The organism is Salisediminibacterium halotolerans (genome assembly GCF_003814815.1).
Classification (GTDB): Bacteria; Bacillota; Bacilli; order Bacillales; family Salisediminibacteriaceae; genus Salisediminibacterium; species Salisediminibacterium halotolerans.
The window spans coordinates 186,025-209,452 of sequence record NZ_RKQQ01000002.1 but is presented as its reverse complement, the minus strand read 5'-3'; the positions used below and the strand labels follow the sequence as shown (position 1 = coordinate 209,452).

The 23,428-nt window shown below is 45.8% G+C and carries 25 protein-coding genes, 1 pseudogene and 1 other annotated feature; of the genes and pseudogenes, 5 read left to right on the top strand and 21 right to left on the bottom strand.

Going from position 1 to position 23,428, the window contains the following annotated elements:
- Positions 1–23: 23 nt before the first annotated feature.
- From EDD67_RS03920 to EDD67_RS03910, 3 genes are all read left to right on the top strand, one after another.
- Complete coding sequence (locus EDD67_RS03920; RefSeq protein WP_093072318.1) at positions 24–569, top strand: peroxiredoxin; 546 nt, start codon at positions 24–26, stop codon at positions 567–569.
- A 140-nt stretch (positions 570–709) separates the two neighbouring features.
- Positions 710–1,426, top strand: coding sequence for a purine-nucleoside phosphorylase (gene deoD / locus EDD67_RS03915; protein WP_093072317.1), 717 nt, complete (start codon positions 710–712; stop codon positions 1,424–1,426).
- A 53-nt stretch (positions 1,427–1,479) separates the two neighbouring features.
- The gene (locus tag EDD67_RS03910; protein ID WP_123875798.1) at positions 1,480–1,737 is read left to right on the top strand and encodes a hypothetical protein; all 258 of its coding nucleotides are present in this window, start codon (positions 1,480–1,482) and stop codon (positions 1,735–1,737) included.
- A 132-nt stretch (positions 1,738–1,869) separates the two neighbouring features.
- Here the strand turns inward: EDD67_RS03910 and lplA are convergent, their stop codons facing one another.
- On the bottom strand, positions 1,870–2,862 hold the full coding sequence (gene lplA, locus EDD67_RS03905) for a lipoate--protein ligase (RefSeq protein ID WP_121439014.1): 993 nt from the start codon (positions 2,860–2,862) through the stop codon (positions 1,870–1,872).
- 61 nt (positions 2,863–2,923) lie between these two features.
- Positions 2,924–3,574: a hypothetical protein gene (locus EDD67_RS03900; RefSeq protein WP_121439015.1), complete on the bottom strand. Its 651-nt coding sequence runs from the start codon at positions 3,572–3,574 to the stop codon at positions 2,924–2,926.
- Positions 3,575–3,720: 146 nt separating this feature from the next.
- Here EDD67_RS03900 and EDD67_RS03895 point away from each other — a divergent pair, with 146 nt between their 5' ends.
- Positions 3,721–4,545: an aldo/keto reductase gene (locus EDD67_RS03895; protein WP_121439016.1), complete on the top strand. Its 825-nt coding sequence runs from the start codon at positions 3,721–3,723 to the stop codon at positions 4,543–4,545.
- Between the two features lie 50 nt (positions 4,546–4,595).
- On the opposite strand, the gene dapF is transcribed toward EDD67_RS03895, so the two are convergent.
- The 3 genes and pseudogenes from dapF to EDD67_RS03880 form a co-directional block, all read right to left on the bottom strand.
- Positions 4,596–5,570 (bottom strand): diaminopimelate epimerase, encoded by a 975-nt coding sequence (gene dapF, locus EDD67_RS03890; protein WP_121439017.1) that lies wholly within the window; start codon positions 5,568–5,570, stop codon positions 4,596–4,598.
- A gap of 19 nt (positions 5,571–5,589) precedes the next feature.
- Positions 5,590–6,015, bottom strand: coding sequence for a (2Fe-2S) ferredoxin domain-containing protein (locus tag EDD67_RS03885; protein ID WP_121439018.1), 426 nt, complete (start codon positions 6,013–6,015; stop codon positions 5,590–5,592).
- Between the two features lie 302 nt (positions 6,016–6,317).
- Positions 6,318–8,153: pseudogene (locus EDD67_RS03880) on the bottom strand (molybdopterin-dependent oxidoreductase); the annotation flags it as partial.
- A 199-nt stretch (positions 8,154–8,352) separates the two neighbouring features.
- Between EDD67_RS03880 and EDD67_RS03875 the strand changes: the two are divergent.
- The gene (locus EDD67_RS03875) at positions 8,353–8,535 is read left to right on the top strand and encodes a hypothetical protein (protein ID WP_121439020.1); all 183 of its coding nucleotides are present in this window, start codon (positions 8,353–8,355) and stop codon (positions 8,533–8,535) included.
- A 188-nt stretch (positions 8,536–8,723) separates the two neighbouring features.
- Here the strand turns inward: EDD67_RS03875 and EDD67_RS03870 are convergent, their stop codons facing one another.
- The 16 genes from EDD67_RS03870 to mreC all read right to left on the bottom strand — a co-directional run bounded on the left by EDD67_RS03870 (position 8,724) and on the right by mreC (position 23,420).
- Complete coding sequence (locus tag EDD67_RS03870; protein WP_277872113.1) at positions 8,724–9,284, bottom strand: Crp/Fnr family transcriptional regulator; 561 nt, start codon at positions 9,282–9,284, stop codon at positions 8,724–8,726.
- Positions 9,285–9,572: 288 nt separating this feature from the next.
- A complete protein-coding gene (hcp, locus tag EDD67_RS03865; RefSeq protein ID WP_121439021.1) occupies positions 9,573–11,225 on the bottom strand; it encodes a hydroxylamine reductase in 1,653 nt (550 codons plus the stop codon).
- A 720-nt stretch (positions 11,226–11,945) separates the two neighbouring features.
- Positions 11,946–12,890: an NAD(P)H-dependent flavin oxidoreductase gene (locus EDD67_RS03860; RefSeq protein ID WP_121439022.1), complete on the bottom strand. Its 945-nt coding sequence runs from the start codon at positions 12,888–12,890 to the stop codon at positions 11,946–11,948.
- A gap of 225 nt (positions 12,891–13,115) precedes the next feature.
- Positions 13,116–13,850 (bottom strand): type I 3-dehydroquinate dehydratase, encoded by a 735-nt coding sequence (aroD, locus tag EDD67_RS03855; RefSeq protein ID WP_093072301.1) that lies wholly within the window; start codon positions 13,848–13,850, stop codon positions 13,116–13,118.
- A gap of 45 nt (positions 13,851–13,895) precedes the next feature.
- Positions 13,896–14,444 carry a shikimate kinase gene (locus EDD67_RS03850; protein ID WP_093072300.1) on the bottom strand — a complete coding sequence of 183 codons (549 nt, stop codon included), beginning with the start codon at positions 14,442–14,444 and terminating at the stop codon, positions 13,896–13,898.
- 99 nt (positions 14,445–14,543) lie between these two features.
- On the bottom strand, positions 14,544–15,029 hold the full coding sequence (locus EDD67_RS03845; protein ID WP_121439023.1) for a GNAT family N-acetyltransferase: 486 nt from the start codon (positions 15,027–15,029) through the stop codon (positions 14,544–14,546).
- Positions 15,030–15,169: 140 nt separating this feature from the next.
- Positions 15,170–16,147 carry a sensor domain-containing diguanylate cyclase gene (locus EDD67_RS03840; RefSeq protein ID WP_158638145.1) on the bottom strand — a complete coding sequence of 326 codons (978 nt, stop codon included), beginning with the start codon at positions 16,145–16,147 and terminating at the stop codon, positions 15,170–15,172.
- Positions 16,148–16,419: 272 nt separating this feature from the next.
- The gene (gene rpmA, locus EDD67_RS03835) at positions 16,420–16,719 is read right to left on the bottom strand and encodes a 50S ribosomal protein L27 (RefSeq protein ID WP_093072034.1); all 300 of its coding nucleotides are present in this window, start codon (positions 16,717–16,719) and stop codon (positions 16,420–16,422) included.
- A gap of 16 nt (positions 16,720–16,735) precedes the next feature.
- On the bottom strand, positions 16,736–17,068 hold the full coding sequence (locus tag EDD67_RS03830; protein ID WP_093072035.1) for a ribosomal-processing cysteine protease Prp: 333 nt from the start codon (positions 17,066–17,068) through the stop codon (positions 16,736–16,738).
- A 12-nt stretch (positions 17,069–17,080) separates the two neighbouring features.
- Positions 17,081–17,389, bottom strand: coding sequence for a 50S ribosomal protein L21 (gene rplU, locus EDD67_RS03825; RefSeq protein WP_093072036.1), 309 nt, complete (start codon positions 17,387–17,389; stop codon positions 17,081–17,083).
- Positions 17,390–17,401: 12 nt separating this feature from the next.
- Positions 17,402–17,477 (bottom strand) — a sequence feature (ribosomal protein L21 leader region).
- A 52-nt stretch (positions 17,478–17,529) separates the two neighbouring features.
- Positions 17,530–19,014: an Rne/Rng family ribonuclease gene (locus tag EDD67_RS03820; protein ID WP_121439025.1), complete on the bottom strand. Its 1,485-nt coding sequence runs from the start codon at positions 19,012–19,014 to the stop codon at positions 17,530–17,532.
- A 27-nt stretch (positions 19,015–19,041) separates the two neighbouring features.
- Entirely contained in the window at positions 19,042–20,349 is a 1,308-nt protein-coding gene (locus EDD67_RS03815; protein ID WP_121439026.1) for an extracellular solute-binding protein, read from the bottom strand.
- 85 nt (positions 20,350–20,434) lie between these two features.
- Positions 20,435–21,238: a septum site-determining protein MinD gene (gene minD, locus EDD67_RS03810; protein ID WP_093072039.1), complete on the bottom strand. Its 804-nt coding sequence runs from the start codon at positions 21,236–21,238 to the stop codon at positions 20,435–20,437.
- 45 nt (positions 21,239–21,283) lie between these two features.
- Entirely contained in the window at positions 21,284–21,964 is a 681-nt protein-coding gene (minC, locus tag EDD67_RS03805; RefSeq protein ID WP_158638146.1) for a septum site-determining protein MinC, read from the bottom strand.
- Positions 21,965–22,014: 50 nt separating this feature from the next.
- Positions 22,015–22,536 carry a rod shape-determining protein MreD gene (gene mreD, locus EDD67_RS03800; protein WP_093072041.1) on the bottom strand — a complete coding sequence of 174 codons (522 nt, stop codon included), beginning with the start codon at positions 22,534–22,536 and terminating at the stop codon, positions 22,015–22,017.
- Positions 22,533–23,420: a rod shape-determining protein MreC gene (gene mreC / locus EDD67_RS03795; protein ID WP_093072042.1), complete on the bottom strand. Its 888-nt coding sequence runs from the start codon at positions 23,418–23,420 to the stop codon at positions 22,533–22,535. Before mreC ends, mreD begins: the two co-directional genes overlap by 4 nt.
- Positions 23,421–23,428: the final 8 nt, after the last annotated feature.

Genomic DNA, 23,428 nt, shown 5'->3' with positions numbered 1-23,428 from the left:
TATTATTCACGGGAGGGAACATTATGTCGGAAAAACGAATGGTCGGCAAACAGGCGCCCCGTTTCGAAATGAATGCCGTTTTGCCGGATAAATCAATGCATAAAATCACGCTTGAAGAAATTATGAAGGAAGATAAATGGACGGTGTTGTTTTTTTACCCGATGGATTTCACGCCTGTTTGTCTTTCTGAAATCACCTCATTAAGCGACCGCTTTAAAGAATTTGAAAAACTCGATGTCGATATTATCGGAATCTCAACCGATTCGGTCCAAGCTCACTCTGCATGGATTAACACGCCGCGCACTGAGCAAGGTCTGGAAAAACTCGCATTTCCGTTGGCTTCCGATGCCAATCACCGGGTCTCTCATGAATATGGCGTGCTTATGGAAGATGAAGGGTTCGCTTTGCGCGGTTTGTTCATTATCAGTCCGGAAGGCGAGCTGCAGTATTCCGTCATTCATACGATCAATACCGGACGCAACGTTGATGAGATCCTTCGCGTTATTCAGGCGTTGCAAGCAGAAGGATTTTGTCCTGCCGATTGGTCTCCCGGCCAGGAAACCTTATAGTTTTTGATAATTCTTCGATTTCATCTGGCATAAAACGGTTTCATATGATACGTTAAGAAGTGAATATGCTAGCAAAAGAGAGGACAGATGTCAGACATCTTTCTCCGGCATTTAAAATCCACGTGAAAGGTTGATGTAAAATGAGTGTACATATTGGAGCGAACAAAGGAGATATTGCGGAGTCCATTTTACTGCCCGGCGATCCTTTGCGCGCAAAATTTATTGCTGACAATTTCCTCGAAGATGTCACCTGCTACAATGAAGTCCGCGGCATGTACGGTTATACAGGAACGTATAAAGGCAAGCGCGTCTCTGTACAAGGAACCGGCATGGGCGTACCGTCTATTTCCATTTATACGCACGAACTGATCAATGAATACGGTGTGAAAAACTTGATCCGCGTCGGCACATGCGGTGCGATTCAAAAAGATGTCAAAGTCCGCGATGTTATTATTGCGATGAGTGCGTCGACGGACAGCAGTGCAAATAACCACCATTTTAACGGGATTGATTTTGCTCCGACAGCTGATTTCGGTCTTTTGAAAAAAGCCTACGACGGCGCTGTGAAACAAAACTTAACCGCACAGGTTGGAAGCGTCTTTACGAGCGATATTTTCTACAATGAAGATAAAAATCTTGTTCCCGAATTAGCCCGCCATCAAGTTCTCGCTGTTGAGATGGAAACATCCGCCCTTTATACGATCGCAGCGCGCTTCAATGTCAACGCGCTGTCCGTATTAACAGTAAGCGACCACATATTAACCGGTGAAGAAACAACGTCGCAGGAGCGTCAAGAAACGTTTAACGATATGATTCACGTCGCGTTGGACGCAGCAGTAAACACTGAAGAAGCATAAAAATGATCCGCTCCTCTTTCGGGAGCGGATCATTTCAGATTGTTAACAAAGTCATGCTATCGTCAGATGTTAACTTGATTAAAGACCGGATGACGACGCATCGTCCGGCTTATTTCCTGCGGGCGGGCTCCGAGCCGCTTCGGGCTGACGCCCTGCAGGGTCTCGTCTGTCTCGCTTTCCCGCGGGAAAAAGCCGGGATGCTGGGTCATCCTCTTTTTAAAGCAAGCCTATTCATAAGAAAGAAGCCATGCATCCACTCCTCCGACGCCTCCGGGAAAGCAAGAGACGAAGATCCGGATTCGGCGGTCTAAGGCCGCCGAATACTAGCTGAGTCCTTGCCCGGGGCAAGCGGAGGGTAGTGGATTCATGGCTGACATCAAAAATAATCGTTTGTCGACAGTCTGAAATGATCCGCTCCTCTTTCGGGAGCGGATCATTTTTGCTCAGTATATTAATTCGATGAAATCTTCCCGGGAGATCCGGCCGAAATAATAGCTCATGTCCAGATCGCTCAAGGCTTCATGAATCGCATTTTTTTCATACGGTACATTTTTCAGCATCTCTTCCACCTCAGACACATCTCCGACGCCGAAGAAATCCCCGAAAATTTTCACATCCTGAATGACTTGCTTTTTAACATCAAGGCGAATGTCAATCGTTCCCGCATCAAAACGCTTTGAACGCTGCAAATCAAATTTCGGATTGCGCCCGTAATTCCAATCCCAATTCTGATAACGCGATTCCGAAATTTCATGAATACCTTCCCAATCCTCATCTGTCAGTTCATACGTCTCAACATCCCCTTCTGCGAATACGAACTCGAGGATCGCTTTTTTCAGATCTGCGACCGTTATTTTCTCTTCCAGAAATTCGTTGATGTTGGCAACCCGGCTGCGGATCGATTTAATCCCTTTTGAACGAATCTTTTCGTCACTGACGTTCAGCGCCTTGACAACGGTTTCTATCTCTGAATCAAGCATTAATGTTCCGTGGCTGAACATGCGCCCCCGAGTCGTATATTGGGCGTTGCCGGAAATTTTCCGTTCCCCGACATGAATATCGTTGCGGCCGCTCAGTTCCGCTTCAACCCCCATTTTATTCAATGTATCAACGACAGGCTGAGTGAACTTTTGAAAGTTTTGAAAACTGTTGCCGTCATCTTTCGTAATAAAACTGAAATTTAAATTGCCTAGGTCATGGTACACCGCGCCTCCGCCGGACAAACGGCGGACAACGTGAATGCCGTGTTCATCGACATAATCCTTATTGATTTCTTCCAGCGTATTTTGGTTCTTTCCGATAATAATGCTCGGTTCATTGACATAAAAAAGCAAATATGAATCGTCAATCGGCAAATTTTTCAACGCATACTCTTCAATAGCCAAATTGATCTTTGGGTTTGTAATGTTCTCGTTGTCTACCGCTATAAACTTCATGTAAAGAGCCTCCTCATCGCGTTCATTCCGCTTCTATAGTATCACATTCCAACTTCTTCCGCTACGGCTGCTGATCATCAGGCGCTCGTTCTTTAAGAAGCTTAAACTGGTCCATGGAACAATAAAGAACACCTGAATAACCGTCTTCTTCCGCTGAAACTTTCACAAACGGATCATATATCGTTGCATACGTTAACTGGGTCATCACCGGAATCGCTTCGCGGCCGTTTCCGCGGTCAATGTAGAGAAGGTCTAAGCGCCGGCCGCGCTTCACGCCGATCAGAGCATCATTGGCAAGGACCATTTCATCGTTATCGAGCGGTTCCATATCATCAGCATCCGGCATATTCAATTTTTCATAAACGGTCAATAAAAAAATAAATACGGCCGCACTGATAAAGAAAAGGGCCGATAGCAAAATCACAATGACCGGATGCATGCCGCTAACCATGATATACAACCCTGCAGCAGAGGCTAAACCGATCGCTAACAAACCGCCGCCTCTGTTTCCGGAACGGTCTGCTTCAACGTAAGCTGACACGTTTGGCCGATGCAAAGTGAAAAAATACCCTGCCGCAAAAACGGCCACGATGATTTGTGCGATATTATGTCCGTCTTGCGTAACAACATAGAAAAAACTGTGAATCGCTGCAACGATAAGCATAGCAACAATGAACCAGTTGCAGTTTCGTTTAAATTTATCAATTTTCATTTGACACACCTCACAACTAAATTCCCCCTATTACTTTACAAGAGCCCGGCGTAAAGGTCAATTTCCTTATCTATCAAATCGTGCATGCGTTTTCAATCAATGCTATACTGAAACTGGTTTCAAAATTAAGCTCAGAGGTGATACATATGGATATCGTTACATTGAATAATCAATTGAAAATGCCGCAAATCGGGTTTGGCGTATGGCAAGTCCCTGAAGAGGAAGCAGCGCCGGCAGTGAAAAAAGCTTTAGAAACCGGATACCGCTCAATTGACACGGCAATGATTTACCGCAATGAACGCGGGGTAGGACAAGCTATTGCAGAGTCAGGAATCCCGCGCGAGGAGCTTTTTATTACAACGAAAGTCTGGAACGCCGATCAAGGTTATGACAACACATTGCAAGCTATGGAAGACAGCCTTGAACGTCTCGGGCTGGATTACGTTGATCTTTATTTAATACACTGGCCGACACCAGAGTACGATGACTATGTCGACACGTACAAAGCGATGGAAAAGCTCTATCAAGACGGGAAAACAAAGGCGATCGGCGTTTGCAACTTCGATATCGATCACATTCAGCGCCTGCTCGATGAGTGCACTGTTACACCGGCAGTCAATCAAGTCGAATGCCATCCTTATTTGCAGCAAACAGAACTCAAACAATTTCTTGATCAACATAACATTTATCTCGAAGCTTGGAGCCCATTGATGCAAGGAAAAGAAGTGCTGCAAAATGAAACGATTCAGACGATTGCCAAAGCTCATAATAAAACTCCCGCACAGGTGATTATTCGCTGGCACCTGGAAAGAAACAGCATTGTGATTCCAAAATCCGTCACGCCGAAACGTATCGAAGAAAATTTCGACGTATTTGATTTTTCCTTATCCGAAAGTGAAATCGCTGAGATTAATCAGCTTGACAACGGTGAGCGTCAAGGTCCTGAACCAAAAGAGATGAACGTGCGCTAAACTTGATTGGCATGAGAAAAAAGAGACCCGGCTCTAAGGCCGGGTCTCTTTTACTGTGCACTGAGTTCTGCCGCTGCTTGCGCCAGTTTTTCGTATCCGGCGATTTCATCTTCATACACCGACATCTCGTTTAGTTCCGCAAACGTCATATCTTCAGGATCAATAGAAACAACTGCGGAGAACTCGTATGTCGCATTGCCCCTTAACCGAATCGTATAGCCGTCATCGCCTGTTTGACGGACGACACATTGGACCATGCCTCCAGGATTTAAAACAGTAATCACTTCGTTCAAATTGTTATGGCCTGCTAATATCGAAACGAGCGCGGACGCGGACATCGCTGTCCCGCAGGCAGATGTCAGTCCGACGCCCCGCTCGAACGTTCTGACAAATATTTTTTGCGATTCTATCGGCGAAAGGAAACTTACGTTTGTTCCATTTGGAAGCAAACGTTTATTCTCATTTGCCTGCTGGCCGACTTTTTCAACCTCTTCCGGCGAAAGCGCGTCTGTAATCGAAACTAAATGCGGATTAGGAACACTCAACGCTGTATAAGTGCGTTTTATATCCAGCTCTGGAATTGGTTTTTCGATATGCGGCGTATAATCAGTTGTTAACGGCAATGATGCCGGATCGAGCAACACAGGTTCAATCGCTACTTCAAAAGTGGGCACATCGGGAAAAATCGCCTCTGTTTCAGCAACGGCTAAGTTTGCCTGCATCGTCTCTATTACAGCCTCTTTTTTGCCGAATCGCTCAAGAATGTAGCGCGCCACGCACCTTAAACCGTTTCCGCACATTTCCGCTTCGCTTCCGTCCGAATTGAACATACGCATACGTGCATCCGCTTCGCTGCTCGTTTGAATAAACAATAAACCGTCCGATCCTGCCGGACCTTTTCTGTCTGCCAACACTTTCGTCAACGCAATGCGCGACGTTTCTGTCAAATGATAGCTGTCATCCATTTCATCAATAATGATGAAGTCATTGCCTGAACCATGGCATTTAATCATCTCAATTTCCATTACAGTCACCACTTCCAGCCTAGTTAGATTTTTTCTTCTTCTTGTTTTTCGTTTTCTTCTTTTCTTTTTCCGGTTTAGTTTTCCCTTCCGGATAAAAAACTTTAACGGACGAGGGCATCTCTTTGGAGAATCCCCTTTCATCACGAATGTAACTCGTTTTTTCCGGCCATACGTCGTTCGTTTCTATCATCTCTGCCAGCTTGGGAGCATCAGTTAGGTTGAGGTCTTTGTACCACACACCGGCCGGGTAGTCCACAGCTGTACACTTATCATTACACCGATCAAGGCATTCTGTTTTTGTGACGAGTACACTTTTTTTTAAGCCGCGTTCTTCAACGGCTTGTTTGAGGTTTTTTCGCAGCTGCTTAGCACCGTTTTTCTTGCACGTATCACCTTGACAGACAAACAAATGATGTTCCAAGGTTGAAAGGTCTCTTTTTCCCAAATCGATTCCCTCCTCTCCACTCAGTTTACCGGAGTAAAAACCGGCGCGTCAAAAAAACAAGCATAACACCGTAAAAAAACGCAGGATCAGGCATCCCGCGCTTTCTCATTTAATTCCTGAGCAGACCTGGCAACTTTATCCGACGCTGAACCGATTTCTTTAATAACTTCAACCAAGGAAGAAAATTCGGCGTCCACTTCCTTCACCGCTGCTTGATTATCTTCTAACGTCACTTTAATATGACGAAACATTTCAGCGGTTTCTTCCGTTTCATCATTTCCGGATTCGACAAAACCGGCCACTTCCTTACGCCATTGATCCGTAGCGAAATAGTAAAAAGAGGTGCCGTTTTGCAAGCGCGGCGGACCTTGCCAATCTTTCCCGCTCATTACGGTCTGCCAACCTTCAGCCGGACGCAATTTTTCCTGTCCGACATAATGGGCCCAGCCGCCGCCATTGACGCCTTGTGCGCCGACGAGCAAAATCAAATTCAGTACAGCGCGGTAAATCGTATCCGAGTTATACCAGTGATTGATACCCGCCCCCATAATAATCATCGAACGACCTTTCGTATCAGCTGCATTTTGCGCAAATTCTTTCGCAATCTGAATTACTTTTTCCCGTTCAACACCGGTTATTTTTTCTTGCCAAGCCGGTGTGAATGGCTGGAGATCATCGTAGTTTGCTCCTGCTTCGCCGCCGATACCGCGATCAATCGCATAATTAGCCATCATGACATCGAAGACGCTTGTCACATAAGTGCCTTCGCCGTTACGCTCAATCCGTTTAACCGGGATATTCCGTTGATTCACCCGATGCGTATCATCTGTAAAATTCGGCAGCGCAATTGTCTTGATCTCCTCTTCTTGCCCGAGAAGTGTCAATGCTGGTTCGATCGCTTTGCCGGTAACTTCATCGGTCATTTCCAGCGCCCAGCTTTGTTTTTCTTCCCAGCGTGAACCCATCGTCCCTTTAGGGATTTTAAATTCTTTGCTGTTTTCATCAAACACGAGCGGTTTCCAAGCATCGTTGTCAACATCAAGACCGAGATCGGCTGCATGTAAAAACCGGTCAGCCGTTAAGCCGTCTTTCGTTGCTTTTAAGGTCAGCATAAACGGCATATCGGTATATTCTTTTGCATATGCATGGAAATACGGTTCTTGATGTTTGTTGTAAAACTCATTCAAAATCACATGGCCCATCGCCATCGCGAGCGCCCCGTCACTGCCTTGCGTAACGGACAGCCATGTATCGGAAAACTTTGTCGATTCCGCATAATCCGGGCTGACGGAAACGACTTTTGTTCCCCGGTACCTTGCTTCCGACAAAAAGTGTGCGTCCGGTGTTCTTGTCAGCGGCACATTCGATCCCCAAGTCATAATGTAGCCGGAGTTAAACCAGTCTGAACTTTCCGGCACATCTGTCTGGTCTCCCCATACTTGCGGCGAAGCCGGCGGAAGATCAGCATACCAATCGTAAAAACTGAGCATCGGCCCGCCCATCAAGTTCATAAAACGCGCCCCTGCGGCATGTGAAACCATCGACATCGCCGGAATCGGAGAAAAGCCGGCATTTCGATCCGGTCCGTACGTCAGCGACGTATAGAGCATGGATGCAGCAATCATTTCCCGAACTTCGTCCCAGGTGCCGCGGACAAGACCGCCTTTCCCTCTTGCCTGTTTATATTCTTTCGCTTTCGCTGGATTCTCAACGATGCTTTTCCACGCTTCAAGCGGCATGCTGTGTTCTTCTCGGGCGCTTCGCCACATATCGAGCAAAATTTTCCTTACATACGGATATTTCACCCGCAGCGGACTGTAGATATACCAAGAAAAACTTGCTCCGCGCGGACATCCGCGCGGTTCATATTCCGGCATGTCCGGTCCGGTCGACGGATAGTCCAAACTTTGTCCTTCCCATGTCACAATGCCGTCTTTCACAAAAATGTTCCAGCTGCACGCCCCTGTACAGTTCACCCCATGCGTAGAGCGGATCACTTTATCGTGCTGCCAGCGGCGTTTATAAATCGCTTCCCAATCGCGGCTTTCTTCGGTTAATTCACTGTGATTGTTTGCATACGTTTCTTTCGGTTTCATGTATTTCCATTTGTCCCAAATGCGCGAGCGTTGATTTCTCACTGCACTCACCCCTGTCCTGTGATTAGTTATACATTTATTTAACCAAGCAAAGAGCGATAAATGAAGTGACAGAAATCACATAGAACAAGGTGTCACAAAGCAGTAACGAAACAGTTTGTTTTTGTGACAGTTATCACACGAAACATTCACAAAAATTAAAACACCCTGCATCGCAGGGTGTCAGAGTGTTGACAAAGTCATGACATCGTTAGATGTCATGTTAAAAGGAACGGATGACTACGCATCGTCCGACTTCTTTCCGCGGGCGAGCGCCGAGCCGCTTCGGGCTTATGCCCTGCAGGGTCTCGCCTGTCTCGCTATCCCGCAGGAGAAAGCCGGGATGCTGGGTCATCCTCCTTTTTTGAATGGAATGTATTCATAAAAAAAGAAGCCATGCATCCACTCCTCCGACGCCTCCGGGAAAGCAAGAGACGAAGATCCGGATTCGGCGGCCTCAGACCGCCGAATACTAGCTGAGTCCTTGCCCGGGGCAAGCGGAGGGCAGTGGATTCATGGCTGACATCAAAATATAGTTTGTCTACAGTCTAATACCCTGCATCGCAGGGTGTTTTAAAGTACACAGTTATGAACGCCGCATGTTTCACATGAGAGCATTTGCCGAAACGATTCAAGGTCTTTTATCAAATAATGCCGGTAACGTTTCTCGAGCATTTGCTCTTGTTTCCAACGGCTGATAATCCGGCTTGCCGTCTCGCGGGAAATCCCGAGATGTTTGGCAATATCTTGCACAGCGAACTGCTCTTTTATCAAAATGCCGTCCGGCATCTGTTTGCCGCTCGAATTGGCTGCGCGAATGAAAAACGAAGCGACCGCCCCTTCCGAACCAAACGATAAATAATCCCGCAGTTTCGCCTTGCTGGCTTCAAGCGATTCGGCAATCCAACGGGTGAAATGCAGGCCGATCCGGCCGTTTTCCGCCATAATTCGCTCCATCGTTTCACGTTCGATGACATAAAGAACCGTTTCTGTCATCGCTTGTGCTGAGTTCGAATACGTGTCGCCGCTGAAAATACCGATCTCGCCGACAGAGTCCATTTTTGAGCGGACGAAAACAGTAATTTCTTTTTCCGGTGTGATTTCTTTATACACACGTACGACACCTCGTAAAATAAAGAATATTTAGTTTGAAGGTTTGCCTTCAACAAAAACGTGACCGCCTTCTGCAACCTTTTTTTCTTTGGCATTCGCGGTGATAATATCGTAATCATGCTGATCAAAACGGTCGAGTAACGGTAGCATGGTATCACACCCTTTTTGAGATTTCTTCCTCTATTATACCTTTGATTCACCGACTGGAAATTGCTTTTCCATCATTGTCACCGTTTATTCATATCTAAATAGAAAGATCCCTGCTTCTGTACGCCGATGCATACAAAGCAGGGATTATAGTGCTGATTATTAAGCGTTCAACACGGCCATATCATCTTCAACATTTGTCATCCCGCTGATTCCGAATTTGTCAACGAGAACTTGCGCGACATTCGGGGACAGAAACGCCGGGAGCGTCGGTCCGAGTTTAATGTCTTTCACGCCGAGATGAAGAAGCGACAGCAAGACAATAACCGCTTTTTGTTCATACCAAGCAAGGTTGTACTCAATCGGCAATTCGTTAATGTCGTTTAGTTCAAAAATTTCTTTTAGTTTCATCGCTACAACAGCCAATGAATAGGAATCGTTGCATTGCCCGGCATCCAGAACGCGCGGAATGCCGTTAATATCACCGAGCGGGAGTTTGTTATACCGGTACTTTGCACAGCCGGCGGTTAAAATCACGGTGTCTTTCGGAAGCTGTTTAGCAAACTCTGTGTAATACTCGCGTGACATCATGCGTCCGTCACAGCCGGCCATCACAAAGAATTTGCGAATCGCTCCGGTTTTAACTGCATCGACAACTTGATCAGCAAGCTGCGTTACTTGGTTGTGGGCAAATCCGCCGACAATCGAACCTTCTTCAATTTGTGTCGGGCTTTCAAGCTGCTTCGCGTGTTGAATAATCTGCGTGAAATCTTTCTCTTCTCCGTCCTCACGATCCGGAATGTGCGGGAATCCCGGATAAGCCGTAGCGCCGGTTGTGTAAACACGGTCTGCATAGCCGGCTCTTGGCGGTACAATGCAATTGGTTGTAAACAGTACCGGACCGTTAAAACTGGAAAACTCTTCTTTCTGTTTCCACCAAGCATTGCCGTAATTGCCGACAAAATGATCGTACTTTTTAAACGCCGGGTAATAGTTCGCCGGGAGCATTTCCGAGTGCGTGTAAACATCGACACCTGTACCTTCTGTCTGTTTTAACAGTTCTTCAAAGTCTTTTAAATCGTGACCGCTGACGAGAATCGCCGGATTGTTGCGCACTTCAATCGAAACTTCTGTCATTTCCGGGTGACCGTAGGTCGTTGTGTTTGCCTCATCTAATAAAGCCATCACATCGACCCCGTACTTGCCTGTTTCCATTGCAAGAGCTGTCAAATCGTCAGCTGAGAGAGAATCATCTTCCGTTGCAACAAGCGCGCGTTCGATAAACCGGGAAATATCCGCTTTTTTATACCCGAGATTCAATGCATGCTCTGCGTATGCTGCCATTCCTTTCAGGCCGAATAGAACTAAAGAGCGAAGACTGCGAACATCTTCATTATCAGCCGAAAGCAATCCTACTTGCTTTTCTTCCGATTTTGCTTCGAATCCGTCTCTTCCCGTGCGCCACATGACATAGTCCGGTTCAAGCTGTTGTTCATACAAACCTTGCTTTTGTAAACGGCCTTTGATTTCATCACGCTCGTCAAGTGCTGTTTCAATTCGGTCAGCGACAGATTCAGGATCAAAGTTCGCATTCGTAATTGTTGTAAATAATCCGTCCATGATCAATCTGTCAGTAGCGGGATGATTTAAGTTGTGCTCACGCGCTTCTTGATTAAAAAAAGCGACACCTTTTAACGTATAAATCAACAAATCCTGCAAATTGGCTGTCTCGCTCGTTTTGCCGCACACACCGGCCATCGCATCACAACCGATATTTCTTAACGCTTCCTGGCATTGATTACAAAACATACTCATAAATGATTCCTCCCCCAGTTGGTTGCTTACCTGTTCACATGTCCTAGGGTAACGTGCGCCGGAACAACTTGATGTGACCTGAATCACTGAGAGCAAGATCGTCAAAATTCCGCCACAATTAAACAACAAGAACCGCCTTTTTTAAGAGCGGTTCTTGAGTGTAGACAAAGTCATGTTATCGTCATATGTTAACTTGATTAAAGACCGGATGAGGACGCATCGTCTTTTTTTTAAAGCGAGCCTATTCATAAAAAGAAGCCACGCAGCCACTCCTCCGACGCCTCCGGGAAAGCAAGGAGGCTGCTGAAAAAGTGCTGGATAAACAAATCAGGCGTTTATTTATGAGCCGCATAAAATAAAGAATATTATGAGCCCTCCGCAAACTCGCTTGCCGCGGGCAACGCCTCAGCCTCCTCAGAAGCGAACCGCTTCTTGCGGGGTCTTCGGCAGTTGCTTTTCCCGCAGGCGTCGAGTTTGCTCCAGTCTCATAAAACTTCTCAATCTATAAGGGAGAATAAATATGCAGTCACTCAATTGGTCATCTACTTTTTCAGCAGCCTTGAAAGCAAGAGACAAAGATCCGGATTCGGCGGTCTGAGGCCGCCGAATCCTAGCTGAGTCCTTTCCCGGGGCAAGCGGAGGGTAGTGGCTGCGTGGCTTGCATCAAAATAATCGTCTGAGAACTGCTCTTAAAAGAGCGGTTTTCAACTCGATAGAGCTCTATGAATAAGCAATTTCGTTTTGCAGATCAAGAAAAATCTCTTGGACTGACTTAATCGTATTCACACGGTCAACGCCTGCCCCGCTGAAAACCAGTCCGTTATCTGTGTCACCGTTCATCGATGACAAGAGAGCCTGATAAATGCAGTACTGGTGCGAACACTTCTTCAGACACGATACGCATTTGTTGATCGGCAGCTTCGCGTCGCCTTTTATACTTTCCGTAAAATTGTTCGCGATCGCTCTGCCTTTCAAACCGACAACTGAGTCCATGAGAACGGTCTCTTTCGCCTGAATGATCTTTTCCTTAAAACTTTGGGAAGCGTCGCACTCCGAACTGGCAGCAAAACGTGTGCCCATTTGCACCCCTGAAGCTCCGCAGTCAAGCGCACGTTTAACGTCTGTCCCGCTGGTAATTCCGCCTGCAGCAATAACAGGGATGTCAACGGCTTCAGCAATCTCCGGAAGCAAGTCAAACAGCGGTTCTTCCGTGCCGAGGTGCCCGCCGGCTTCATTTCCTTCAACCACAACAGCGGCAGCACCGAGTTTTTCTGACATCTTCGCAAGTTTTGCCGATGATACAATCGAGATTACCGGCGTGTCATAAGCTTTTCCCCAGTTATACATATCTCTTGAAATACCTGCTCCGGAAATGATGAAATCAACTTTCTCTTCCAAAGCGGCTTTCATCGTCACAGCGAAATCAGACATCGCGTAAAGGCAGTTCACCCCGATGTACCCGGCTCCCTGCGTTTTTTCGCGCGCTTTTCGTATATGGCTTCTCAGTTCATCAACCGGCAGCCCTGTGCCGGAAATAATTCCGATTCCGCCAGCATTGGAAACAGCAGAAGCTAAGTTGCTCAGTGAGATGCCGACACCCATTCCCCCCTGAATAATCGGCCATTTCGGTTTCATATGTGCAATTTTCAGCTCAGGCATTTTCATCGTTCATTCCCCCATCTTCCCTCAAATTACATCCGTTACTGCTAAATGTTCATTCATTCACGAATATAGATTCAGTCTATCAATCGAGACCTGGTCTTGCAAGCTGTTTTTGGTACCTGGTGTTAAAAATCTTTCTAATCTAGTTTTTTCACGTTAAAATTCTTTTCCTTTCACCAGCGATTAAATAAAAAAATCTGCAATGCATTAAACATTGCAGATTGACCATCAGACAAGTGTACGAATGTTATCAATTGATGTTCGCAATTCTTCGATCGTCATTTGGCCTGGCGCAGAACTCTTCCGCCCCTGAGCAAAAGTCACTTTTGATCCAAAAGTCCACGAGGCTGCCCGCGTCATTTTACCGTAAACGCCCATGGCCATTGAAATCGGCTGAATGGAATGCGAAACGTCTTCTGTCACACGAAACACTGTCAAAATATCATTTTTCACCGTTGACATGACGGCAAATTTAAAATAATCAGCTTCCAATCTCACAGCAACATCCGCGTTAATTTTCAATTGTTCTTCCGCCGGCGTTTGTTCAAAATCATGAAATGATAAGATGAAATTCACATTGTGTTTTTGCGTCTCATTTCTAAGCTTTTTTAATTGGTCATGATCATTGTTCAGCTCGGTATCGATGTAATCCGCATGTCCTGACCGGCAAACATCGAGATATAAAGAGAACCTCGCATGTTCGGTTAACTGATTAGGGTTTCCGCCTTCTGTTTCGTTACGCAGAGTAAATAAAACGGCTTGATTCGGAAGCGTTTGGCGCAATGATTGCAGCACTGCGATTACTTTGTCTTTATCGTCGACATCCTGAAAATAATCGGCTCGCCATTCCACTATATCCGGATCTTTGCTAAACGCAAATACTGCTTCAGCGTTTATTTCCTCCTGCGTTGTTCCGACAATCGGCATACAAATTAAGGGCATTGGAACCTTGTTTTCATCCATGAATGTTTTCCCCTTCGCACGTGGTAATCATAAAAAATTGGTCGCTTAATTTCTTAACGATTTGTTATGTTTTAATTCCTTTGTTACATAGTCGGCAATCTCCTCAGATGATTGTTCATCCGAATCAATTCGCAGATGATGTTCGGCATACACAGCTTTTCTGCGGTAAAATAAATCTTTAATTTCGTCATCTGTAGAATTTTGCAAGACCGGACGGGTATCGACAAGAGAATCCATCCGTTCACGCCAAGACTCCCAAGAGATGTCTAAAAATATCACAATTGCATGATCCATGCAGATTTTTCGGATCTCTTCGTTTTGGAAAGCGCCCCCGCCGATCGAGATGACTTTTAAACGGTCAAGACAGTGCTGACGCATCAATTCCCGTTCTTTTTCGCGAAATGCCGCCTCACCGTCCTCAGCAAAAATATCAGGAATCGATTTGTTAAATGCTTTTTCAATCTCATTATCGATATCGATAAACGGACGGGAAAGTTTTTCTGCGACTATTTGGCCGACAGTTGTTTTACCGACCCCCATAAATCCGATGAAGATAATGTTTTTCTCGTTGTAAGATTCCATTTTCTCCGCCATGTGTATTCCTCATTTCTTCTGTACAGCTGATGTCTTCGCTATCATAGGCAATTCTTCCGCCGATGTCAACGGTCTTCTGACGACGTAGAAAGACCGCTGTTATACCCGGCACTCCATAATGACATACGTGCGCTCATCATGAGACGCGTTCGTTTGCAGCAGCTGTACGGTAATAAAACCGCAGGATTTATATACGCGGATCGCCCGTTCATTAAACATCGCAACCGTTAAGCGGACGAGCGAAACCGATTGCATTTGTTCAATGTAATCAAGCACTTCGCGTAAAAAAACTGCTCCCTCGCCTTTACCGGTACGATCAGGTTTCAAGCCCAATCCGATATCCAGCACATTTGTGCCTGTGTACATTCCCTTCTTCTCGCCGTCCGGGATTCTTGCGTTGCGGCCGAAACAGACGTAACCCGCGAGGCCGCTTTCATCAAAAACGGCTAAATAAGAACCGTCCAACAGTTCCTTTTCGGCTCCGATTTCGTCTTTCATATCATAAAAATCGTACGGCGGTTCATACATCCACGCTGCAATTTCGCTTGCATGCGCTTCACTCATTGCTGCAAATTGATATACCATTAGATTCTCCTCTTCAAGGCCGTTTACTCAATTTAAAAATATTCATGCTGTGAATGCAAGAAGAAGTTTCTAATATGCGCACGAAAACAAGCCGGACCTCCAAAATTAGGTCCGGCTTGTTTTCACGTTTATGATCTAAACTAAGCAAACGGAACAGTCGTTTCGCCGTCGTGAAGAGAAACTTTATTCTGCCCGTCATCTTTAGACATATTCAGCGCCTTGTCTGCTCTTTGAATCAAACTCTCTTGCGTGTCTCCTTCGCGATACACCGTCACTCCGGCACTTACCGTAATATCTCCGTAGTTCCATGGAGTTTCTTCAACTTTTAAACGTATACAATCAACAGCGGCAGCCGCCTCTTCCAGTTCCATCGACGGCATAACAATAATAAATTCTTCACCTTCGACGCGAATAACGAGATCTTCACTCCGCGTTTCGGATGTACAAATGTTGCTGAATTGCTTTAAAATATCGTCCCCGATAACATGCCCGTGGGTTTCGTTGATCGATTTAAATTGATCAATATCCAGCATTGCCAAAGCAAAGGGGACGTTTTCCTTCGCGGCATGATCTAAAATAAAACTCATGCGCTGATCCATAAACCGGCGGTTTTTCAAATTAGTCAGCGGATCGGTAACTGACAGTTCGCTCAGTTTCAAATTCAATTCCGTTAATTCTTTCCGTTTTTGTTTATATTCATTCATCACTTCCAATAAATTTGTGTAAGCTTCATCTGTGTTTTGTAAAATTCGTTCAGCATTTTTCTTCTCGGCAATCATCTCTTGTTCGTACTGATTTTCCACATGCATCTCCATTGCAGCGCATTCAATTTTTTCTTCATGAACAGCCGCATTCAAAATGGCCGGCACAGGGCCGGAAGCCGTTTCAAACGTTGTGTAGAACTCATCGATTTGTTCTTTCATAGAAAAAATCGGGGAAAAGTATGTTTGAAAATAAACTTTTGCTGATTTTGTTAAAAGGCTGTACAACGGTTTCCCTTTAATTTCTGCCGCACTCACGTTTAACAACTTAAGAAATGCATCGTTAAAATTCTCAATGATATAATTTTTGTCCATCACAAAATAAGCGCAAGGGGCTCTTTGAAGCTGTTCGTCCATTATGGTTCCTCCTTTAGCCGTCCGGTCCATCGACGAAGACTAACGGATCGCCGTCAGAACTTCTGTACCTGTATGTAAATGAACAATCGTGTTAAGCGCATTATTCCGCGCACTATCCATGATCTTTTCAAAGGCTAATCGTCTTTACCCGAATTTATGCAAACTCAATCCGACGTTTCAGTCTTTTTTTCAATCTTTTTGTTATTATTACTGTCAATAAAACATAAAAAATACCCACTCTTAGTAAGAGTGGGTATTTTTTCATGCAAATGTTAAGCTTCGACCGGTTCTGCGACCGGATAAACGCTCACGCGCTTACGGTTTTTACCGACGCGTTCAAAACGGACAACACCGTCTGATTTTGCAAACAAAGTATCGTCACCGCCGATACCGACGTTAACACCTGGGTAAATTTTTGTGCCGCGCTGGCGGACAAGAATCGAACCGCCGGTAACTTCTTGCCCGTCGCCGGTTTTTGTACCGAGACGTTTAGCAATCGAATCACGGCCGTTCTTCGTGCTTCCTACACCTTTTTTCTGTGCGAAAAATTGAAGGTCCAAGTTCAAGAACATTGTCTTCACCTCCTGCTTAATTTGATTCCATGCGGAGAAATTGACGGTAATTCGCTTCAATGCTTTTCATCGAAACAATCATTCCTTCGAGCAGCCATTGAACCTTTTCTTCCGTATCGTGATCACTTATCTCAGGAACACGGCAGTGAAGATATCCGCCCTCATCTTGCATGTCAGTTTCTAAATAAATTCCGGCAAGCTCTGCAATCGCATTGACAGCTCCAAACGAGACAGCCGAAGCACCGGCGCAGACGATATCATAACCATAGGGCCCTGAATCAGCATGCCCGCTCATTGTGAAGGCTTCAATCGCCCCGTCCGCTCTGCGGTTAACTTCGAAAGAAATCATCAGCTGTCATCCTTATGCATTGATTTTATCAATCGTAACTTTCGTATACGGTTGACGGTGTCCAAGCTTGCGGTGATAGTTTTTCTTTGCTTTATAGTTGAAAACAGTCAACTTCTTTGCGCGGTCTTGTTTGTCAACTTTAGCTGTGACCGTTGCTCCGTCTACGACCGGGGAACCGACTTTCACGTTGTCTCCGCCGACAAAAAGGACACGGTCAAACGTGACGTTGCCGCCTTCTTCAGCATCAAGCTTTTCCACGTAAACCTCTTGACCTTCTTCAACTCGTACTTGTTTTCCGCCTGTTTCGATAATTGCGTACATATGCGCACCTCCTTCAATACTCAGACTCGCCTTAACGGGTGCAACTGCGTTGCTTATCAATACCCGATCCGTGCGGTTGTAGTTCTTTGGGTGCTCCAAACAACTGACAACCAACAGCATACCACGCGGGAAACAGTGTGTCAATTGCTGTAATGCCCTGGTTCTGCGTCAATTTTCGAACCGGTTTTGCGAATTTGGAAAGCTGGTTCGTTTTCAGCAACGGTAATTTGCAAATATTTCCCTGAATGTTCTTCTAAACGGTGCCACCGAGCCTTATCAGCTTGCGCAAAAAGAGCGTAAACACTCGGCGACGCTTCGATCCATAACGCTTCGTCAGCCATTTTTTTCATTGCCAAAACGGTTCGCTCCAGCCTCAGCGCGATTTCTTCTGCATCTTCAATACGGCCTGTTCCGCCGCAGCATGTGCATGCTGCCGAAACCCGTTCCGGCAGAGAATCGCGCACTTTTTTACGCGTCATTTCCAAGAGCCCCAAGCCAGTAAATCCGACCACGTTCGTCAAAGTCCGATCAGCTTGAACCGCTTCTTTCATAACAGCTAAAACCTGCGCTTCCGCCTCTTCGTCCATATCGATGAAATCAATCACAATCAAACCGCTGTAATCTCTCAGCCGCAGCATCCGGGCTGCCGTCTCAGCAGCTTCGATATTCGTCTTTACTGACGTCTCTTTTAGTCCGCGGCTGCCGGTGTATTTACCGCTATTGACATCGACTACCGTCAACGCTTCTGTCAGTTCGATTTTTAAAAACCCTCCGCTAGGAAGCGGAACGTTCGGGTTCATGACCTCAGCCATCTCAGGTTCAAGAGCATAGGTGCTAAAAAGGTTGTCATCACTTGAAAGCCGGACATTTGCTCCATGTTCAGGGTTCTCATGACCGGTCAGCTCTTTGAAATCGTTCAAATGATTGCAAATAATTTCTGTATTTGCCTTAGGCAGAAAGTCTCTTCTGACTCTTGCTACGACAGAAGACTCGCTAAAAAGAAGACGGATCTCGCCCGAATGACGCCGCCCTTGTGCAAGAATTCTTTCATATGCAGCCCGCAAAGCGCGGATTTCCTGTACAATCAAATCCGCTGAGACACTCTCTGCTTCCGTGCGGATAATCACTCCCTCGCGATTTTGAAGCCATTCGCGTGCACAGCTTCGCCAATGTTCCCGCACAGACTCGGCGGACATCTTTTTTGAAACCGCAATATAATCCCCGTTCGGCAAGAAGACACAATACTGGCCCGGCAAAGACAGCAATTCTGTCAATTTCGCCCCTTTCGTTTCGTCCGCTTCCTTTTTTACTTGCACAATAATCTCTTGTCCTTTTGAAAGATACGCGTGGATCGGTTTTTCTTTTTTCTTTGCAGCTGATTCGGACATCGCAGCCCAATGATAAGCCGCCAACTCTTTTTTGTATAAAAAACCGTTTTTACCTGTGCCGATATCGACGAAGGCTGCATCCATGCCCGGGAGAATATCTCTCACTTTCGCTTGGATCACCGAACCTGCTGCAGCTTTCTCCCTAAGCGGTTCAAGCAAAAATTCAGCCGCCCGGCCGTTTTCCAACACGGCTCCGCGCACATCTTCGATACTACGGTTAATGAGCACCTGATACATTTTCTAACGCTCCTTTACACGGGCCTGTTAATCAACTATTTCTTCGAGCATTTCCTGCAGATTAGCGCTCGTTTCCGCTGCCGTTTGTTCACCGGATACCGCCGCGTGAAGCTCCTCTTGTACGTTTTCAGATGTTTCATGATAGGATCTGCCGGTAAAACGCGGTCTCGCTTCTTCCAATGTATTGACGAAGTCTTCGTCAGCGAATAACGGTACCGCTTCGGTAACATCGCTGTCCTCGTAGAGCGTTTCTCGTGAAGGTGCGCGTCCGCCTTCTTCTGCGTTGATTTTTTGCCCTTCTTCTCCGGTCATAAACTCCAAAAACGTCCATGCTTCATCCGGGTATTCCGTATTTGCATAAATCATCGCCATCATACCGCCGAGAACAGCCGAACTTTCGCCTGATTCAGCTGGAAGCGGAGCTGTTTTTGTATACTCTTCTTCTGTTAATGACTGCATATACGGCCAGTTTCGTGCAAATACAGCGCTGCCGTTAATAAAAGCATAATGTGTATGAGATTCATCAAAATCGAGAATATTTTCCGGCGTGCTGTCGGCATTGACCAATTCGATTAACATCTCGATCGCTTTAATCGTCTCCTCTGAATCAGCTGTTACATCACCGTCTTCATCAATAAGTTCTCCGCCATAACCGCGGATGATTTCTAATGCGTTCACATTCAACCCTTCATAACGGCCGGCTTGAAACAAATATCCATACTGCGTCTCTTCTTCTCCTGCCAATTCTTCCGCATCGCTTAACAGATCTTCCCACGTTTCAGCCGGTTCATCGACGATATCTGATCGGTAATAGAGCAAGCCGATATCCATCGTTTGCGGCATCGCCCATTGAATCTCGGCATATTCCGCGGCATCTTGAGCGCCGTCAAAAAATTCGTTCATCGAAATGCCGTGTTCCTCAATGTACGGATCCAAATTCAAAACGAACCGCTCATCAGCGAATTCTTCCATCCAGATCATATCGGCTTCGAAAACATCGAGTTCTTTGTTATCGTCAGTGAAAACTTCAATGTACTGCTTTCTTGCTTCGTTCGTATCCGAAGGCATTTCCGTATAATCAATCCGAATGTTCGGATGACTCTCTTCAAACTCGTCGATCAGCTGCTCTGTTGCTCCCGTAGCATCATAACTGCGGGCATACGTAAGCGTCACTTCTTCTTCTGGCTCTTCTGCGTTTTCAGCATTCTCGTTTGCAAAGCCGAACCCGTTATCATCCGATACAGGACGAGCGGGTTCATCATCTGAACATGCTGACGTCAAACCGAATATAAACATCAGGATCAATCCTTTTTGATAAAGAGCGCGCTTGCTCATGCTTTTTCTCCCTGCCTCTCATAAAACAGCTCAATGAATAATGAAAATGCCCGCCGGAAATTAACCGAATGCGGGCTGTTGAGCGTTATCTTTTCATGCCGAACATTTTTTTCATTTTGCCGAACATGCCGCTGTCCTCTTCTTCAAGCGACATCAACGGGATGCTTTCACCATTAATTCTGCGGGCAATGTTTCGGTACGCAATCGACGGTTTTAATTTGGGATCCATCACAATCGGGTCCCCATTATTTGAAGATTTAATCACTTGGTCATCATCAGGCACGATTCCCAGCAAATCGATAGCGAGAATGGTGACAATCTCGTCAACATCCATCGCCTCGCCGCTTTCAACCATACGGTTGCGAATGCGGTTAACAACCATCCTTCTTGTATGAACGTGCGCTTCTTGTTCTAACAGTCCGATAATTCGATCTGCGTCACGAACAGAGGAAACTTCCGGCGTCGTAACAACAATGGCTTGATCGGCGCCGGCAACAGCATTTTTAAACCCTTGTTCAATTCCGGCGGGACAATCAATCAATATATAATCAAAATCGGCTTTCAGTTCAAAAATCAACGCCTTTAAATCTTCCGGATCTACAGCTGATTTGTCTTTTGTCTGAGCTGCAGGCAAGACATAAAGTTCATCAAAACGTTTATCTTTAATCAATGCTTGGTGTGTCTTACAATTTTTCTGCACAACATCGACTAAATCGTAAATTATTCGATTTTCCAGCCCCATAACAACATCAAGATTACGTAATCCGATATCCGTATCAATTAAGCACACTTTCTTTCCTGAAAGCGCCAGAGCTGTTCCAATATTCGCTGTCGTCGTTGTTTTTCCGACACCGCCTTTTCCAGATGTGACTACAATGGCTTCTCCCACTAGTCTCTCCCCTTTCATTCCCGCAATTCGCCGGGCGGTTCGTTTTTAAGACCGATGTTTCATCGGCACTTTTTGCAGCCGGTCAATGAGCATATTTCCTTTCTCATCGACATAAGCGCATTCCAGCTCTCCTTCTGAGATCGCTGGTTCTTCCGTATCTTCCTCTGCCCCTTTATCCGGCGCACGTCGAATGTAGGCTGCAATTCTTAATTGCGTCGGCTCCATTTTTGCCGCGCAGACAACTTTATCCGTTTTGCCGGTAACCCCGGCATGAGCCGTTCCGCGAAGCCAGCCGAGAATATAAATATTCCCCGTTGCTTTCACAGTAGCTCCAGGATTAACATCGCCAATTAAGTACAGATCGCCCTCTACATCCATCACTTGTCCGGAACGAATAACGCGAAACACTTTATTTACCTGCTGTTCACGCCGGATACTTTCGGCTTCTTCTTTCGTCATTACGTCGCTTTCAATCTCATAAATCTCAATGTTATGACGGTTCGAAAGTTCGTCTTTTAGCGTTTGCGCTTCGTCGTCAGAAAGGTAGCGCTTGCCAAGAACAATCTTAGCTTGGACGGCCGTGCGGGATGTCGGCTGTTTTTTTAATAATTCATGAAGTTCGTTTTTCACCTCTGTGAAACCCGCATTTTCATCAAAGTAAAAGGCCAGACCGTCGCGAGTTCCTTTCATAGACACCAGGTCAGACTGTTTTGCCTGCTTGTCCATCATTATTGCCCCTCTCGAGTATACTCATCTGTTTTAGCTGATACGGAATGTTAAAAATCGTTTTGATGCCGCTCGATATATTCAAACCAGAGCCTTAATGGGTGAGCTATCACCGTTATAAACAAGGCATTCATTACTGCAGAAGGCAGCAGCCTGTTATACAAGAACATGTTATGCGGCAATTCGGTAGACTCTGTCAAAATCATCATGCCGTAAACAAAATACTCCAGCAAGATGAATCCAACCATAATTAACGTGACCGTCAAGGGAAGACTTCGCTTTATCGCCGGGATCGGCATGGACAATATGTAGGCAAAAAACGCCATGCCGAATGTGTAGACACCTAATACTTGTGAATACACAATATCATAAACCGCTCCGAAAAGAATGCCGTAAAACAGAGCGTAGCCCCGGCCGCGATAAATACCGGCAAAAACGATCATGACAAACAAAAACCGCGGTATAAGCGAATAAGGAAACCCGTAAAAATCCGGAGCAAATACTTGATAAACGGTACCCTCAAAGACTAAAACAGCAAACAGGAGCAGAAAAAAACCGTAGCGAACAATCATGACTCATCGTCCTCCCCGGTCAAGGCCGGATCGATCTCCTCTTCAAGTGCAGAAGCGCTGCGATCAACAATCATGACGTGATCGAGATGATAAAATTCAGCTGACGGTTCAACAAACGCGGTTTTCGTCAATCCGTACTCGTCGTTTTCATAATCGACGATTTCACCGATTTCCAGACCTGCAGGAAACACACCTCCGAGCCCGGAGGTAGACACGGTTTGACCGTCTTCTAAGTCAGCTTCCATATCAATTTTACTGAATCGCAAATGACCGGTTTCTTCATCGATCCCTTCGATAAAACCTTGGATCGTTTCGTCACTTGAAACAATTGCTGAAATACGGTTTGTCACATCGGTATCACTTAACAGCTGTACCGTCGCCGAAAATTGTGAGACTTGATCAACTTTGCCGATCAAACCTTTCGATGTCATAACAGCCTGATTTTCTTCTATGCCGTTCTGTGAACCTTTGTTGATGCCGATTTGTTCATTCCAACGATCGGGAGAACGTTGAATAACAAGAGCCGAACGGGACGTATAATCAAATAAATCTTCTTCCAAATCGAGTTGACCCTGGAGCTCTTCGTTTTGACGGCGCAATTCTTCCAATTCTACCTGGGTTGATGCGTAATCATCCAATTGGCTTTTCAGAATCCGGTTTTCTTCATATACGTTTCGAATATCTTGAATATTCCCAAAGAAACCCGCCACAAGGTGAGCGGGTCTGGAGAAGGCTGATTGCACCGTCCCGACTGAGTCTTGAACGAGTTGTTCCGGCCAAGTCAACGTTTTACGGTCGCTCGTCGAATAACCGACGAGTGCGACGAGTAAAATAATGCATACTAGCAATACAATCAGCTTTTTGTTCGAAAAAAATGGGGACATGCTTTCAC

What these genes read in the sequence shown, in the direction of transcription:
- EDD67_RS03920 (WP_093072318.1), top strand. Translation starts at nt 24, where the DNA reads ATGTCGGAAAAACGAATGGTCGGCAAACAGGCGCCCCGTTTCGAAATG.
- deoD (WP_093072317.1), top strand. Translation starts at nt 710, where the DNA reads ATGAGTGTACATATTGGAGCGAACAAAGGAGATATTGCGGAGTCCATT.
- EDD67_RS03910 (WP_123875798.1), top strand. Translation starts at nt 1,480, where the DNA reads ATGCTATCGTCAGATGTTAACTTGATTAAAGACCGGATGACGACGCAT.
- lplA (WP_121439014.1), bottom strand. Translation starts at nt 2,862, where the DNA reads ATGAAGTTTATAGCGGTAGACAACGAGAACATTACAAACCCAAAGATC.
- EDD67_RS03900 (WP_121439015.1), bottom strand. Translation starts at nt 3,574, where the DNA reads ATGAAAATTGATAAATTTAAACGAAACTGCAACTGGTTCATTGTTGCT.
- EDD67_RS03895 (WP_121439016.1), top strand. Translation starts at nt 3,721, where the DNA reads ATGGATATCGTTACATTGAATAATCAATTGAAAATGCCGCAAATCGGG.
- dapF (WP_121439017.1), bottom strand. Translation starts at nt 5,570, where the DNA reads ATGGAAATTGAGATGATTAAATGCCATGGTTCAGGCAATGACTTCATC.
- EDD67_RS03875 (WP_121439020.1), top strand. Translation starts at nt 8,353, where the DNA reads ATGACATCGTTAGATGTCATGTTAAAAGGAACGGATGACTACGCATCG.
- hcp (WP_121439021.1), bottom strand. Translation starts at nt 11,225, where the DNA reads ATGAGTATGTTTTGTAATCAATGCCAGGAAGCGTTAAGAAATATCGGT.
- EDD67_RS03860 (WP_121439022.1), bottom strand. Translation starts at nt 12,890, where the DNA reads ATGAAAATGCCTGAGCTGAAAATTGCACATATGAAACCGAAATGGCCG.
- aroD (WP_093072301.1), bottom strand. Translation starts at nt 13,850, where the DNA reads ATGGATGAAAACAAGGTTCCAATGCCCTTAATTTGTATGCCGATTGTC.
- EDD67_RS03850 (WP_093072300.1), bottom strand. Translation starts at nt 14,444, where the DNA reads ATGGCGGAGAAAATGGAATCTTACAACGAGAAAAACATTATCTTCATC.
- EDD67_RS03845 (WP_121439023.1), bottom strand. Translation starts at nt 15,029, where the DNA reads ATGGTATATCAATTTGCAGCAATGAGTGAAGCGCATGCAAGCGAAATT.
- EDD67_RS03840 (WP_158638145.1), bottom strand. Translation starts at nt 16,147, where the DNA reads ATGGACGAACAGCTTCAAAGAGCCCCTTGCGCTTATTTTGTGATGGAC.
- rpmA (WP_093072034.1), bottom strand. Translation starts at nt 16,719, where the DNA reads ATGTTCTTGAACTTGGACCTTCAATTTTTCGCACAGAAAAAAGGTGTA.
- EDD67_RS03830 (WP_093072035.1), bottom strand. Translation starts at nt 17,068, where the DNA reads ATGATTTCTTTCGAAGTTAACCGCAGAGCGGACGGGGCGATTGAAGCC.
- rplU (WP_093072036.1), bottom strand. Translation starts at nt 17,389, where the DNA reads ATGTACGCAATTATCGAAACAGGCGGAAAACAAGTACGAGTTGAAGAA.
- EDD67_RS03820 (WP_121439025.1), bottom strand. Translation starts at nt 19,014, where the DNA reads ATGTATCAGGTGCTCATTAACCGTAGTATCGAAGATGTGCGCGGAGCC.
- EDD67_RS03815 (WP_121439026.1), bottom strand. Translation starts at nt 20,349, where the DNA reads ATGAGCAAGCGCGCTCTTTATCAAAAAGGATTGATCCTGATGTTTATA.
- minC (WP_158638146.1), bottom strand. Translation starts at nt 21,964, where the DNA reads ATGGACAAGCAGGCAAAACAGTCTGACCTGGTGTCTATGAAAGGAACT.
- mreD (WP_093072041.1), bottom strand. Translation starts at nt 22,536, where the DNA reads ATGATTGTTCGCTACGGTTTTTTTCTGCTCCTGTTTGCTGTTTTAGTC.
- mreC (WP_093072042.1), bottom strand. Translation starts at nt 23,420, where the DNA reads ATGTCCCCATTTTTTTCGAACAAAAAGCTGATTGTATTGCTAGTATGC.